The 12877-nt window shown below is 69.6% G+C and carries 15 protein-coding genes; 7 read left to right on the top strand and 8 right to left on the bottom strand.

What is annotated here, in order from left to right:
- Positions 1-99 precede the first annotated feature (99 nt).
- Positions 100-1062: a peptidoglycan-binding protein gene (locus ABF401_RS03620; RefSeq protein ID WP_353508174.1), complete on the bottom strand. Its 963-nt coding sequence runs from the start codon at positions 1060-1062 to the stop codon at positions 100-102.
- Positions 1063-1204: 142 nt separating this feature from the next.
- Entirely contained in the window at positions 1205-1954 is a 750-nt protein-coding gene (locus tag ABF401_RS03615) for an IclR family transcriptional regulator (RefSeq protein ID WP_353508173.1), read from the bottom strand.
- A gap of 143 nt (positions 1955-2097) precedes the next feature.
- Between ABF401_RS03615 and leuC the strand changes: the two genes are divergently transcribed.
- The 3 genes from leuC (at position 2098) to ABF401_RS03600 (ending at position 5065) form a co-directional block, all read left to right on the top strand.
- Entirely contained in the window at positions 2098-3516 is a 1419-nt protein-coding gene (gene leuC / locus ABF401_RS03610) for a 3-isopropylmalate dehydratase large subunit (RefSeq protein WP_353508172.1), read from the top strand.
- Positions 3517-3518: 2 nt separating this feature from the next.
- On the top strand, positions 3519-4124 hold the full coding sequence (gene leuD / locus ABF401_RS03605) for a 3-isopropylmalate dehydratase small subunit (RefSeq protein ID WP_353508198.1): 606 nt from the start codon (positions 3519-3521) through the stop codon (positions 4122-4124).
- A gap of 239 nt (positions 4125-4363) precedes the next feature.
- Complete coding sequence (locus ABF401_RS03600) at positions 4364-5065, top strand: HU family DNA-binding protein (protein ID WP_353508171.1); 702 nt, start codon at positions 4364-4366, stop codon at positions 5063-5065.
- A 61-nt stretch (positions 5066-5126) separates the two neighbouring features.
- Here the strand turns inward: ABF401_RS03600 and ABF401_RS03595 are convergent, their stop codons facing one another.
- Both ABF401_RS03595 and cofC read right to left on the bottom strand, forming a co-directional pair.
- Positions 5127-5339 (bottom strand): cold-shock protein, encoded by a 213-nt coding sequence (locus tag ABF401_RS03595; protein ID WP_353508169.1) that lies wholly within the window; start codon positions 5337-5339, stop codon positions 5127-5129.
- A complete protein-coding gene (gene cofC, locus ABF401_RS03590) occupies positions 5314-6045 on the bottom strand; it encodes a 2-phospho-L-lactate guanylyltransferase (protein WP_353508168.1) in 732 nt (243 codons plus the stop codon). The genes ABF401_RS03595 and cofC overlap by 26 nt, the downstream gene beginning before the upstream one ends.
- 113 nt (positions 6046-6158) lie before the next feature.
- On the opposite strand from cofC, the gene ABF401_RS03585 reads away from it, so the two are divergent.
- Both ABF401_RS03585 and ABF401_RS03580 read left to right on the top strand, forming a co-directional pair.
- Positions 6159-6953 (top strand): lysophospholipid acyltransferase family protein, encoded by a 795-nt coding sequence (locus tag ABF401_RS03585; RefSeq protein ID WP_353508167.1) that lies wholly within the window; start codon positions 6159-6161, stop codon positions 6951-6953.
- Positions 6950-7948 (top strand): NAD(P)H-dependent glycerol-3-phosphate dehydrogenase, encoded by a 999-nt coding sequence (locus ABF401_RS03580; RefSeq protein WP_353508166.1) that lies wholly within the window; start codon positions 6950-6952, stop codon positions 7946-7948. Before ABF401_RS03585 ends, ABF401_RS03580 begins: the two co-directional genes overlap by 4 nt.
- Positions 7949-8177: 229 nt before the next feature.
- On the opposite strand, the gene ABF401_RS03575 is transcribed toward ABF401_RS03580, so the two are convergent.
- Positions 8178-9257 (bottom strand): trans-sulfuration enzyme family protein, encoded by a 1080-nt coding sequence (locus ABF401_RS03575; RefSeq protein ID WP_353508165.1) that lies wholly within the window; start codon positions 9255-9257, stop codon positions 8178-8180.
- A 50-nt stretch (positions 9258-9307) separates the two neighbouring features.
- On the opposite strand from ABF401_RS03575, the gene ABF401_RS03570 reads away from it, so the two are divergent.
- The gene (locus ABF401_RS03570; protein WP_353508164.1) at positions 9308-10495 is read left to right on the top strand and encodes a D-alanine--D-alanine ligase family protein; all 1188 of its coding nucleotides are present in this window, start codon (positions 9308-9310) and stop codon (positions 10493-10495) included.
- Between the two features lie 25 nt (positions 10496-10520).
- Here the strand turns inward: ABF401_RS03570 and ABF401_RS03565 are convergent, their stop codons facing one another.
- Complete coding sequence (locus ABF401_RS03565; RefSeq protein WP_353508163.1) at positions 10521-10973, bottom strand: DUF3515 family protein; 453 nt, start codon at positions 10971-10973, stop codon at positions 10521-10523.
- Positions 10974-11017: 44 nt separating this feature from the next.
- Positions 11018-11251 carry an Lrp/AsnC family transcriptional regulator gene (locus tag ABF401_RS03560; protein WP_317181962.1) on the bottom strand — a complete coding sequence of 78 codons (234 nt, stop codon included), beginning with the start codon at positions 11249-11251 and terminating at the stop codon, positions 11018-11020.
- Positions 11252-11442: 191 nt separating this feature from the next.
- Between ABF401_RS03560 and thiL the strand changes: the two genes are divergently transcribed.
- Complete coding sequence (gene thiL, locus ABF401_RS03555; RefSeq protein ID WP_353508162.1) at positions 11443-12444, top strand: thiamine-phosphate kinase; 1002 nt, start codon at positions 11443-11445, stop codon at positions 12442-12444.
- Positions 12445-12472: 28 nt separating this feature from the next.
- Here the strand turns inward: thiL and rpmB are convergent, their stop codons facing one another.
- Positions 12473-12661, bottom strand: coding sequence for a 50S ribosomal protein L28 (gene rpmB, locus ABF401_RS03550; RefSeq protein ID WP_353508161.1), 189 nt, complete (start codon positions 12659-12661; stop codon positions 12473-12475).
- Between the last annotated feature and the right edge of the window lie 216 nt (positions 12662-12877).

The following is a 12877-nucleotide window of genomic DNA, read 5'->3' as shown; positions in this document are numbered from 1 at the left end:
ACCGGCCCGGGGGGTTTGGCACAGCCTACGACCAGCCCCCGGAACTCCCGTTGGCTGGTCGTCGGCTGGCTCGCTCGGCAGGCGGAAGGCTGCAGGTCGTCACCAGTGGACGACGACCTTGGTGCCGACAGGGGCGGTGTTGTAGAGCTGCTTGAGCAGCGTCATGTTGCGGACATTGACACAGCCGTGCGACGAGCCGTTGTACCCGTTGCGGGCGAAGTCGCCGGAGTAGTGGATGGCCTGGCCACCGCTGAAGAACATCGAGTAGGGCATCGGCGTGTGGTAGAGGTTCGAGATGACGTCGACCTTCTTCCACGTGATCCCGAAGACGCCCTCGCGCGTCGGCTCGGCCTCACTGCCGAAGCGGACGGCCATCGAGTACTGCGCCTCACCGTCGATGACCCAGGTCAGGGACCGGGTCGACTTGCTGATGCAGATCACTCGGCCCGTCAGGCAACGCTTGTCGACGTCCCATGACGCCGCGCTCGGCTTCGGCGCGGCGGGCTTGACATTGTTCAGCTCGTCGCTGGTCGGCGTGCGGGTCATCGACAGGATCCGGGTGTAGGTGCGCTCGTCGGTGACTCCGGTGACCGGGAACCCACGCTTGCGCTGGAAGCCCTGGACGGCCTCCGTGGTCCGCGGACCGTAGTTGTTGCTGACGTCGCCGGAGAACCAGCCGATCTGCTTGAGCCTGGCCTGCAAGGCGCGCACCTTGGGGCCGGAGTCTCCTGGCCGCAGGATGACGATGACCGGCGTCGGCCGAGGCTCACTCGGTGCTGCAGTCTTGGTCGGCTTGGGCGTCTTCGTGTTGGGCTGCTTCGTCGGCGCCTTCGTCGGCGTTGGCTTCGCCGCTGGTGTCGTGGGACGCTCCGTCGGCGTCGTGCTCGTCGACGACGGTGACGTCGCCGGTGACGTCACCGGCGACGTCGAGGTGCTGGCGCCGGCGATCCCGCGGCCAGCAGGCGTTGCCGGCCCGCATGCCGCGGTGCTCAGGGCGACGGCGCCGAGGGCTATGAAGGTCAGGGCCTGTCGGGCCGTGCCCCGAGGTGGTGCGTATCGCATGGTCTCCCCAATCCGTGCAACGAGATGTCACACAGCCTGACGCGATGAGCTGGAGAAACGTTGTCAGCCGGGTTTGCTCGGCGCCGATCGTGACCAATCCGTTGCCGCAGCTCCGTTCCACTGTGCCAGACGCAGCGGGCGCTCAGATGTTCTGGGGTTGTTGCTGTTGCTGCTGCGCGTGGTGCCTCCTCAGCACCTCGGTCAGCTTGTTGGCGCCGGCCACGACCGTCGCTGCATGGAGCCGCCCCGGCTGCCTGGACAGCCGCTCGATGGGGCCGGAGATGGAGACAGCGGCGACGACTCGGCCGGACGGCCCGCGCACCGGCGCCGAGACGGACGCGACTCCGGGCTCGCGCTCGGCGACACTCTGTGCCCAGCCCCGGCGGCGCACGCCGGAGAGGGCCGTCGCGGTGAACGCGGCGCCCTGCAGTCCGCGGTGCAGCCGGTCCGGCTCTTCCCAGGCCAGCAGGACCTGCGCCGCGGAGCCGGCGAGCATGGACAGCGTTGCGCCGACCGGGATCGAGTCCCGGAGGCCGACGGGTCGCTCCGCGGCGGCGACGCAGATCCGCATGTCGCCCTGACGGCGGAACAGCTGCGCACTTTCGTTCGTGTGGTCGCGCAGCGCACCGAGGACGGGGCCGGCTGCGGCGAGCAGGCGGTCCTCGCCGGCGGCTGACGCGAGCTCGCCGAGGCGGGGACCGAGGACAAAGCGGCCCTGCAGGTCGCGGGACACGAGACGATGGTGCTCGAGAGCGACGGCGAGGCGGTGGGCGGTCGGGCGGGCCAGGCCGGTGGCGCCGACGAGCTGTGCGAGCGTGGCCGGACCGGCCTCGAGGGCGCCGAGCACCGTCGCCGCCTTGTCGAGAACGCCGACTCCACTAGAGTTGTCCATGACCTGATATTGACGTCTCAGGCACTGAGACGTCAATTCATCACCTCGTTATTGGGGACAGGCTGGGCAGTGTGACGTCGCGGCGGACGGCTGTGCCGCGCGTCCGGGTGTGATCGTGGCGTCATCATGGGTGAAGGAGAGCGATGAGCGGGACGCTGGCCGAGAAGGTGTGGGACGCGCACGTGGTGCGGCGCGCGGAGGGAGAGCCGGACCTGCTCTACATCGATCTCCACCTCCTTCACGAAGTGACCAGCCCCCAGGCATTCGACGGCCTGCGACTCGCCGGTCGCCCGGTCCGGCGTCCCGAGCTGACCCTGGCCACGGAGGATCACAACGTCCCGACGACTCCCGGCCCGATCACCGATCCGGTGTCGAAGGTGCAGGTGGACACGCTGCGCCGCAACTGTGAGGAGTTCGGGATCCGGCTGTACCCGATGGGCGATGTCGAGCAGGGCATCGTCCATGTCGTTGGCCCGCAGCTCGGTCTCACCCAGCCGGGCATGACCGTGGTGTGCGGCGACAGCCACACGTCGACGCACGGCGCGTTCGGTGCGCTCGCCTTCGGCATCGGCACGTCGGAGGTGGAGCACGTCCTGGCGACCCAGACCCTGCCGCTCAAGCCGTTCCGCACCATGGCCGTCAATGTTCGTGGCCGGCTCGGCGAAGGCGTGACCGCCAAGGACATCGTCCTGGCCGTCATCGCGAAGATCGGCACCGGTGGGGGACAGGGCTATGTGCTCGAGTACCGGGGGGAGGCGATCGAGTCGCTCTCCATGGAGGCTCGGATGACGGTGTGCAACATGTCGATCGAGGCCGGCGCCCGAGCCGGCATGATCGCTCCTGACCAGACGACCTTCGCCTACCTCAAGGGCCGCCCGCACGCCCCGAGCGGTGACGACTGGGACGCCGCCGTCGCGGAGTGGTCCGCGCTTCGGACCGATGACGACGCAGTCTTCGACGCAGAGGTCGAGCTGGACGCCTCGGAGCTGACTCCCTTCGTCACGTGGGGCACCAACCCCGGCCAGGGTCTGCCGCTGGGTGAGTCGGTCCCCGATCCCGAGTCGTTCGCCGACGAGTCCGACCGGTTGGCGGCGCAGAACGCCCTGGCCTACATGGGCCTCGAGCCGGGGACTCGGCTGCGTGACATCAAGGTGGACACCGTGTTCGTCGGTTCCTGCACCAACGGTCGGATCGAGGACCTGCGCGCGGCAGCGGCCGTCGTCAAGGGGCACAAGGTCGCCGACGGTGTCCGCATGCTCGTCGTCCCGGGTTCCGCTCGGGTCCGCCTCCAGGCAGAGGCCGAGGGTCTGGATGCCGTCTTCACGGCTGCGGGGGCCGAGTGGCGCCTGCCCGGCTGCTCGATGTGTCTCGGGATGAATCCCGACACCCTTGCGCCCGGTGAGCGGAGCGCCTCGACGTCGAACCGCAACTTCGAGGGGCGACAGGGCAAGGGTGGTCGGACCCACCTCGTCAGCCCGCTCGTCGCTGCCGCGACGGCCATCCGCGGCACGCTCTCGAGCCCCGCGGACCTGACAGCCCCCCGCGTCGCCCAGGAGGTCTGATGATGGAGAGGTTCGAGACGCACACGGGTGTCGGCGTGCCGCTGCGGCGCAGCAACGTCGACACCGACCAGATCATCCCGGCGGAGTACCTCAAGCGCGTGTCCCGTACCGGATTCGAGGACGGCCTCTTCGCCGCCTGGCGCAAGGACGGGGCCTTCGTCCTGAACAGCCCCATCTATGCCCACGGCTCGGTCCTCGTCGCGGGCCCGGACTTCGGGACGGGCTCGAGCCGCGAGCATGCCGTCTGGGCACTCATGGACTACGGGTTCCGGGTGGTCATCAGCTCGCGCTTCGCGGACATCTTCCGGGGCAACAGCGGCAAGCAGGGCCTGCTCACAGCAGTCGTGTCGCAGGACAACGTCGAGCTGCTGTGGAAGTACCTCGAGAATCACCCGGGGGCCGACATCACGGTCGACCTCGTCTCACGGACGGTGACGGCGGCGGAGATCGTGGCGCCCTTCGCCATCGACGACTACACCAGGTGGCGCCTGCTCGAGGGACTCGACGACATCGGCCTCACGATGCGACACGAGCTCGAGGTGTCGCGCTTCGAGAGCTCACGCCCGTCGCACAAGCCAGTGACGATCCCGGTGGACGCCTCATCCTGACCTGCGTGGGTTGGATTCGATTGCGCGACAATCACATCCGCCAATCCCTGCGCTGGCTCGCGGGATCCGGCCTCGTGGCCGCCTCGCTGCTTGGTCCCGCCAAAGTCATTGCGACACAACGGGAAAGTGGCGCCAGATGATGGACCTCGACCCTCCGTCGGCCTACCGTCGTTTGTAACCGGACTCGATCCGGACGCCCGTCGGGTCGCGGGACACCGACAGTCCTCTGGAGGGAACACGTGAACAAGGCAGAACTGATCGCCGCGCTGGAGGTCAAGCTTGGCAGCCGCAGGCTTGCCTCGGACGCCCTCGAGGCCGTTTTCGACAGCATCATCCGAGAGGTGGCCAAGGGCGGGAAGGTTGGCATCACTGGTTTCGGAACGTTCGAGCGGGCGGACCGCGCGGCGCGAACGGGTCGCAACCCCAAGACCGGTCAAACAGTGAAGATCAAGAAGACCCGGATCCCGAAGTTCAGGGCCGGCACGAACTTCAAGGAGATCGTCGCAGGACAGAAGAAGCTGTCCAAGACTGCGTCTGCGGCAGCCCGGGCCTCGGCGGGCACGGCCACGGCCACCGCAGGCACGATGAAGAAGGCCGCTGCCACGAAGGCGACTCCGGCCAAGGCCACAGCGAAGAAGACCACGGTCAAGCGGGCCACGCCGGCGAAGGCTGCAGCGAAGACCACCACGACCAAGAGGGCCACGCCGGCCAGGTCCACCGCGAGCAAGGCGGCAACGAAGTCAGCCGCAAAGGCCACCACGAAAACTGCGACGAAGACGGCCACCAGGTCCGCTGCCAAGTCGACGGCCGCGAAGACGGCGACCAAGTCCACCGCAAGGTCGGCCACGAAGGCAGCACCGGCCAAGCGCGCGGCATCGACGAAGACCGCGGCCAAGAAGACGACGGCCAAGCGGACGACGGCCCGCAGGTCGGCGGGCTGACGGACTCGTTCCGGGAGGCCGCGGGTTCAGCGGACTCCCGGAACGGTGATCTCGGCTGCCCTCAGACGCCGCCGTCGATGGGCGCGATTCCCTGGATCCGCATGGCGACGACCCGGTCGTCGGCGACCTCCACGGTGAGTCGCTGCCCCAGTCTGAGCAGGCGCAGGCCGCTCGTGGCGAAGGCCGACCCGTCGAACGGCAGCAGGACGCCGTCGTCCGCCACGACGCTGCCGGTCAGCGAGATGGGATCAAAGGCGTGGACCGTGGCCTGCATGCGCCCATCCAAGCAGATCGAGCCCGGCCAGTGCGGCCGTGGTGGAGGGCCCGGCGCCGAGCTCCAGCACCCTGAGGAGAGAGCGCACGTCGTCGACGTCCGTCCGCAGGCGGGGCAGGTCGAGCTCGAGCCGGGTGGCCCCGTCCGCTGCGTGGAGCGCGGCGCTGTCCGGGCCGAAGCGCGGCTGGAAGTGCCCGAATCGCCCGCGAGTACTGGCTCTCAGCACCGTCCCCGACCCATCGGCGTCCGGGACGAAGGACTGTCCGTGCGCGGCTGCGGCCTCGAGCGCGTCCCCGAGGTCAGGCGGAGTCAGGGCGGGCAGGTCACCGAGCAGCGCAGCGACGCTGCCACCCACAGGCGTGCGCGCCAGACCGAGAGCGACGGCCGCGTTGAGGCCCCCACCGCCGTCCCGGACCGTGGTCACGCCCTGGTCGCGGAACTCTGCAGCGATGACGTCGTCGGCAGTGACGAGCACCACCCGCGCCGGGCCCACCGTGAGGCAGGCGGTCCGCAGGGTGTCGCGCGCAAGGGCCCTCCCAATGGTCTCCCGGTCCGCGCCGTGGGCGGATTCGACACCGGCCCCGAACTCGACTCCCGCCAGGGCACGCGCGAGCCGGGACTTGCCGACCGCGGCGTCCTTGACCGGTATGACGAGATGCCATTCCGGGGGTCCAGTGGTCGGGGTGTCGCTGTCTGGCTCGCTCATGCTGGCGAGAATTCTTCCACTCGCCGCTCGATCGCTCGACACTGCGCCGAGAGGTGGACAAGATGAAGGGCCAGCGCCCCGGCCAGGGGCGCCCCAGAAGGAGGTCCCGACGAGTGAGAGGTGCGCGCGCCACGCGGCTGCCCTTGGCCTACCGGTGGGCAGCAATCCTGCTGCGACCACTGCTCCTCGGGCTGACGAAGCGGGACTGGCAGGGGGTCGACCACCTCCCGGCAACGGGTGGATTCGTCGTGTCACCGAACCACATCTCCTACATCGACCCGCTCATCTTCGCCCACTACATGTACGACAACAGGCGGGAGGCCTACTTCCTGGCCAAGGAGAGCCTCTTCACGATTCCGGTCGTGGGCTGGGTGATTCGCCGGTCGGGGCAGATCCCGGTGTATCGCAACTCCCTTGCCGCCGCCGAGGCCTATCGTGCTGCGGTGGCAGCTGTTCAGGGAGGCAAGGCGGTCGCGATCTTCCCGGAGGGCACCATCACGCGTGACCCGGACCTCTGGCCGATGCGCGGCAAGACCGGGGCGGCTCGCGTTGCGCTCGAGACCCGGTGTCCGCTCATTCCGGTAGCGCAGTGGGGGCCCCAGGAGATCCTGTCGCCCTACGGTCACCGGCCAAAATTCTTCCCGCGCAAGACGATGCACCTACGGGCAGGTGCGCCGGTCGACCTGTCGGACCTGTACGACAAGCCGATCGACACGAAGACCCTGCGCCAGGCGACGGATCGACTCATGGACCGCATCACCGAGCTGCTCGAGGAGATCCGCGGTGAGAAGCACGTGCATGGTCGGTTCGACCCGCGCCAGCATGGCGTCCCCGAGATCGGCGACCCGATGAAGCACCACGAGATCGGACGTCCCGGACCGGGCGCGACGACGGGGGAGGGCACGTGACCAAGGTCGCCGTCATGAGCGCCGGCAGCTGGGGCACGGCGTTCGCGTTCCTGCTGGCGAAGGCGGGCTGCACCGTCACCATGTGGGCCCGACGCCAGGACGTCGTCGACCAGATCAACTCCGGCGTCAACCGCGACTACCTGCCCGACCTGGAGCTGCCTGCCACGATTCGGGCCACGGCTGACCCGGAGGAGGCGTGCCACGGTGCCGAGCTCGTCACGCTGGCTGTTCCCTCGCAGACCCTGCGGGCCAACCTCATGGAGTGGGGCCAGGCGATCCCGGCCGAGGCCGATGTCGTCTCCCTCATGAAGGGCGTCGAGCTCGGCACGACGATGCGGATGAGCGAGGTCATCGAGCAGGTGGCGGGGATTGCCAGGGAGCGCATCGTCGTCGTCTCCGGTCCCAACCTCGCCAAGGAGATCGCCCTGCAGCAGCCTGCCGCGAGCACGGTGGCGTGCATCGACCCTGCCGCAGCCAATCGCGTCGCGGCCGCGTGCGCTTCCCAGGTGTTCCGGCCCTACACGACCCATGACGTCGTCGGTACGGAAATCTGCGGTGCGACGAAAAACGTCGTCGGGTTGGCTGTCGGCATGGCCGAGGGACTGGGCTTCGGCGACAACACCAAGGCGACGATCATCACCCGAGGACTCGCCGAGACGACGCGGCTCGGCATGGCGCTCGGGGCGGAGCCCCAGACCTTCCTCGGGCTTGCTGGCGTCGGCGACCTCATCGCCACGTGCATGTCACCGCTCTCGCGCAACCATTCCTTCGGCGCCAAGCTCGGTCGCGGTCTGACGATGGAGCAGGCGACGGCAGAGATGAAGCAGACCGCGGAAGGCGTCAAGTCATGCGAGTCCATCCTCGGCCTCGCCCAGCACCACGGCGTCGACATGCCGATCGTCGAGCAGGTCGTGGCAGTCGTCCGTGATGGGCAGCCCGCCCGGGAAGTCGGGCCCAAGCTGATGTCCCGTGACCTCAAGCCGGAGCGCCACTAGGCCAATACCAGGCCGTATGCCGCTGGGCTCGCGCGCGCACCGAACGCATGCTCCCAGCGAGGCCTCCTCTTCGTCGAGTGTGCAGTTCGCGCCGCGCACACTCGACGAGGTGGGCGGGACGCTGGCAGTGCACGTGGGCGCGGACTGCACACTCGACGCGGTGGGTGCAGGTTGGAAGTGCACGTGGGCGCGGGGCGGGCCCAGCGGCATACGACTCGGGTGACGGCGTTCAAGGCGCAGCGCGCAGCGCTTGGTCCAGATCCGCCCAGAGGTCTTCGACGTGCTCGATGCCCACTGAGAGGCGGATGAGGTTGTCCGGCACGGTCTCAGGCTCGGAGGGCTGGCGGCGTCGCCGCTCGAGCTGTGACTCGACGCCGCCCAGACTCGTCGAGTGCACCCAGACGTGCGTTGCGGCGCAGACCCGCTCGGCGGCATCGGCATCACCGGCGACGTCGATGGAGAGCATCGCGCCGCTGCCGGGGTAGCGAACCCGCTCGACGGCCGGATGTCCGTCCAGCCGCCCGGCGAGCTCGGCAGCGGTGGCGCTGGCCCGCTCGAGGCGAAGGGCGAGGGTGCGCAGACCGCGTAGGCCGAGGTAGACCTCCAGCGGCCCGGCGATGGCGCCGGACAACGTCCGGTGGCGCATGAGGCGCTCGCCGATCCCTGCGCCTCGGCGATCGTCCGCCACGACCGTGACGCCGAGGAGCACGTCGCTGTGCCCGGCGATGTACTTGGTGGCTGAGTGGACGACGACGTCGGCGCCCAGGCTGAGCGGACGGCATCCGAGGGGCGTCGGCAGCGTGTTGTCGACGACGCTGAGAACGCCGCGCGCCCGGGCTGCGTCGAGCACGGTGCGCAGGTCCATGACGTCCATGAGCGGGTTGGTCGGCGACTCGATCCACACGAGGTCGGCACCATCCAGGTCCGAGACGAATCCGGCCGTGTCGGTCGCATGTCTTCGGCGGACCGCTCCCCCGGCCTGCTCGAGCGCCTCGAGCAGCTGCACCGTGCCGTTGTAGGTCGTGTCCGGCGCCACGACAGTGCCTTGGGCAGGCACGAGCGACAGGGCAGCCGAGATGGCACCCATTCCGGAGGCGTGCACCAGAGCACGGCCCCCTTCCAGTCCGCCCAGCGCCTCCTCGAAGGCGGTCCACGTCGGGTTGCCGGTGCGCGCGTAGTTGACCGTGCCGTCGGCGACATAGGTGGAGGAGAGGACGACGGGTTGGTTCACCGGTGCGCCCGGCTCGGGGAGCGGCCGACCCGCCGAGACGAGGAACGTGTCCACATGCAGATCTCCAGTCGCGCTCACGCGGTCAGCCTAGGGTCCGGCCGGTCCGGCGCGTATAGAGTGCTCGTCTGATGACCAGCGACGAGCAGCACGTGCAGGCAGGCGAGCCGGACCGGCCGGAAGGCGGTGAGACATCCCGCAACGGACACCGCGGACGTCGTCCGCGGGTCGCAATCGTCTTCGGGGGCCGCTCATCCGAGCACGCGGTGTCGTGTGCCACCGCGGCCGGGGTGATGCGCGCGATCGACCGCGACAAGTACGACGTCGTCCCGATCGGGGTGTCGAGGGACGGCCAATGGGTGCTCGCCGCCGATGACCCAGCCCGATTCGAGCTGACGGCGGGGCGCACTCCCGAGGTGCTGCCCGACGAGGCCCACGTCGTGTTGCCCCTCTCGACACGCCAGACCGCGCTCACGGTCCTCGAGGCCGGCCAGCCCCCCACGGAGCTGGGGAACGTCGACGTCGTCCTGCCCCTCCTCCACGGCCCGTTCGGTGAGGACGGCACCCTGCAGGGGTTCCTCGAGCTCTCCGACATCCGCTACGTCGGATCAGGGGTGTTCGCCTCGGCAGCGGGCATGGACAAGCACTACATGAAGGTGGTGTTCGCCGGGCACGGGCTGCCGATCGGGCCGTATGCCGTCATCACGGATCGGGCGTGGCGGGCCGACCGTGCGGCAGCCCTGGACGCGTGTGCGGGACTGGGCTTCCCGCTCTTCGTCAAACCCGCGAGGGCCGGGTCCTCCATGGGGATCTCCAAGGTGGAGGAGCCGGGCGATCTCGAGGCGGCCATCGAGGTGGCGCGGGAACATGATCCCAAGGTCGTCGTCGAGGCGGCCATCACGGGTCGCGAGATCGAGTGCGCCGTCCTCGAGGGACACGGACTCGAGGCGCCGCGCACCTCGCAGGTGGGTGAGGTCGCCGTCCACGACAACCACGCCTTCTACGACTACGAGGCCAAGTACCTCGCGGAGGCCGATGTCGACCTCACCTGCCCGGCCGACGTTCCCGCTCACGTGTCTGATGAGGTGCGACGCCTCGCGGCGGCGGCATTCGAGGCCCTGGGATGCGAGGGCCTCGCCCGAGTCGACTGCTTCTACACCGACGACGGGCGAGTCCTCGTCAACGAGATCAACACGATGCCCGGCTTCACGCCGCACTCGATGTACCCGCGCATGTGGGCGGCTTCGGGGCTGACCTACACCGAGCTCATCGACGAGCTCGTCTCCCTCGCGCTCGAGCGACGCACCGGCTTGCGCTGATCCCGCCGAGGCCCGGCGGCGCCGCTCAGCTGCAGTGCCGCCCCGTCTCCGGCAGTGATCGAGCTGCTCCGGCGAACGTGGGCAGGAGGAGCGGCACAGGGCCATGCTCCTGTGGCACGAGCACCTCGATCGCCGGCTCGCGGCCGTACGTGACGGCGCCCGTTCCGTCGGTCAGCTGACGGACCACCCAGTCGACCCCATCGACGACAACGCAGGATTCGGTCGTCGGCGGAGGTGCGGGAAGCCCGCAGCGGGCGATGATCGGAGGATCGCCCCACGCGGCGACCGAGGGATGCTGGGGCGCCGTGGGAACCGCCGAGAGCCCGCTGACGGTCTGGGGCCAGGCGATCGAGGAGCAGACGGGCGCGTCGGCGAGCGGCGCCAGCGCAACCTCGGGCGCACTGGCACAGCCGGAGGTGAGCAAGAGGGCGGCGCAGACCGCGACGCGCACCCACAGCCGACGAGGCACGAACGTCACGGCGCGGCGGCCTCGGTGTCTGCGGGGGAGTCGTCGGCGTGGTTTCAGACGTGGACCACGGTGCAGGTCAAGGTCCGTGTGATGCCCGGGACGTCCTGCAGCTTGGCGATGACGAGCCGGCCGAGGTCATCGACGTTCGCGGCCTCCACACGAGCAATGACGTCGTACGGGCCGGTCACGTCCTCCGCCAGCGTCACGCCGGTGATTCCGGCGATCGCCTCTGCAACCGTCGCAGCCTTGCCGACTTCGGTCTGGATCAGGATGTAGGCCTGGACCACGTGTCACCTCACTGTTTGACGACTTGCACACTGTTTCCGGAGGGGGAACCGGCTCCCGCGTCACCCGGCCGGACTCCAGGGCTCCGAGTCGATGTGCCAAGGGACGTGCCCCGACGCTACCGTGCGATGGGACTTTCCGTCCCATGGAAACTCGGGCACCCAGTGCCCAGTGCGACGAAGAGGTGTGATTCGTGTCAAGCCGCCCCGGTCCGAGCCTGACTGGCGGCACGCCGCTTCGCGGTCTGGACGAGGAGCACGTCCTCGGCCGGATACTTCCGCTCTTCCCATCCTCGCCAGATCTCATCGTCCCGCCCGGCGACGATGCCGCCGTGCTGGCCACCGAGGACAGGACCATCGTCACGACCGACACCGTCGTGCTCGGGCGGGACTGGCTCGACGCCTGGTCATCCGGGGCGGACGTCGGTCACAAGGTGGTCGCCCAGAACCTGGCGGATGTCGCTGCCATGGGCGGCCGGCCGACAGGGGTGCTCGTCACGCTCGTCACCGATCCGATGGTCTCCCTGGACTGGGTCGTGGACCTCGGGCGGGGCATCGCCGAGGCATGCGATCGAGCGGGAGTCGTCGTGCTGGGCGGAGACCTGTCCTCAGCCCCTCCCGGAGTGGTCATGGTGTCCGTCACGGCGCTGGGCGACCTGGCGGGGGCGCCCGTGCTGCGCAACGGCGCCCGTGACGGGGACGTCCTTGCCGTGTGCGGTTCGCTCGGCCTCGCCGCCGCGGGACTGCTGCTCTTGGAGCGGGACCAAGCCCAGCGGCATACGACTGCCGTTGCCACACAGCGGCGGCCCGCCCCGCCACTGGAAGCCGGCCCCCAGGCAGCGGCGGCAGGCGCGAGCGCCATGCTCGACGTGTCGGACGGGTTGCTGCGCGACGGGGGCCGCATCGCGCGGGCCAGCGGTGTCGTCCTGGAGCTGGACCCCGAGGCCTTGGCGGCCGACGTCGCTGAGGTGGCGGGCGCCGTCGGCGAGGAGGCGGCGTGGGACTGCGTCCTGGCCGGGGGAGAGGAGCACTCGCTGCTGGCCACGTTCCCGGGCACGGTCCCGGATGGATGGCGCGTCATCGGCTCGGTGCGCGCGCCGCAGGAGGGCGAGGCCCTCGGGGTCCACATCGAGGGGCACCCCTCACGACACACCGGCTGGGACCACTTCACGAATGGCGAAGGCCGGCGTCCCTGAGGGAGCCGGCCTTGCGTCGGGGGTCAGGTCAGCGAGCGACCTTGCCCGCCTTGAGGCACGAGGTGCAGACGTTGATCCGCTTCGGTGTCACACCGTTCACCAGCGTCCGAACGCGCTGGATGTTGGGGTTCCAGCGGCGCTTGGTGCGGCGGTGCGAGTGCGAGATGTTGTGGCCGAAGCCCGGCCCCTTGCCGCACACGTCGCAGTTGGCAGCCACTTCGATTCACCTCTACCGAGTCGTTGACGCTGCCGGTGGTCTGACGTTCCTGCGGCTGCGTGCTTGCGTGATCCCGCCGTCATCGGCGGGCAGGTCCTGATGGCCGGGGGGCGGAGCCCGTCCTGGCAACCTGGTCAGAGTACCCGACGCGCGGGCCGGGACGCCAATCCGGTGGCCTGCCCCACAACCGACCTCGCGGACGCGGGTCCGGCGGCG

Origin of the sequence: Intrasporangium sp. (assembly GCF_040414665.1) — a bacterium.
In the GTDB taxonomy this organism is placed as follows: domain Bacteria; phylum Actinomycetota; class Actinomycetes; order Actinomycetales; family Dermatophilaceae; genus Intrasporangium.
Note: the sequence above shows the minus strand (reverse complement) of the source record. Positions and strands in the feature narration are given on the sequence as shown.